This window comes from Streptomyces sp. 8K308 (genome assembly GCF_004348315.1).
In the GTDB taxonomy this organism is placed as follows: domain Bacteria; phylum Actinomycetota; class Actinomycetes; order Streptomycetales; family Streptomycetaceae; genus Streptomyces.
On record NZ_SMKC01000662.1, the window covers coordinates 1 to 979 of the forward strand.

The 979-nt window shown below is 77.0% G+C and carries 1 protein-coding gene; it reads left to right on the forward strand.

Translation table 11 applies throughout. The annotated features are described in order from the left end of the window. The first annotated feature begins 2 nt into the window (after positions 1-2). Positions 3-878, forward strand: coding sequence for a fructosamine kinase family protein (locus tag E1265_RS36520; RefSeq protein ID WP_243741380.1), 876 nt, complete (start codon positions 3-5; stop codon positions 876-878). The last annotated feature ends 101 nt before the right edge of the window (positions 879-979 follow it).

A 979-nucleotide genomic window follows, 5' to 3' on the forward strand; every position in this document is an offset into this window, starting at 1 on the left:
GGGTGGGCGGGCTGCTCGGCATGATCCCGTTCAGCGCCTCCCCGGTGAGCGGGGGCGAGATCTGCGACGCGTACCGGGTGGGGCTCGGCCTCGGCGTCGACAACAACGGCGGTCCCTTCCTCACCTACTTCGCCAAGACCAGGGACGGCGCGCCGGCGGACTTCTTCCCCGCCGAGGCGGCCGGCCTCGAACTGCTGCGGTCCACGGGGGCCGTGGCGGTGCCCGAGGTGCTGGCCGTCGAGCCCGACGTGCTGGTGCTGCGGTGGGTGGACACGGCGGAGCCGAGCGACGCGGAGGCGGAGCGGCTCGGCCGCGACCTCGCGGCCCTGCACGAGACGGCGGCGCCGCACTACGGCACGGCCGGCCCGCTGTACCTCGGTCCGGTGCCGCTGACCACGCCGGAGCCGCCGGTCGACGACCCGGCCGGCTGGCCGGCGTTCCACGTCGAGCACCGGCTGCTGCCGCTGTTGCGGATGGCGGTCGACGGCGGCGGCATCGGCCCGGGCGACGCGCGGGACGTGGAGCGGCTGTGCGAGCGGATCGAGGAGGTCGCCGGGGCGCCGCAGCGGCCGGCCGTCATCCACGGCGACCTGTGGGCCGGCAACATCCTGTGGACCGGCGACCGGCCGCACCTGATCGACCCGGCGGCGCAGGGCGGGCACCCGGAGGCGGACCTGGCCTTCCTCGAACTGTCCGGCTGCCCGCGGTGGGACCGGGTGATCGGGGCGTACGAGGAGGTACGGCCGGTGCCGGGGCGGCGCGAGCGGGCGCCGCTGCACGCGCTGCACCACGTGCTCATCCACGCGGCGCTGTTTGGCGGCGCCTACGGCGCGGAGAGCGGCGAGACGGCCCGGTGCGCGCTGCGTGCCGCGGGCTGAGCGGCGGTTTCTCCCCACCCGCTCGCCCTTCTCGCGCTTCGCGCGGTCGCCCGCTCACGCGGGCGTGGGCGCGCCCTGCGGGGTGGGAGGTGTTCCCCACC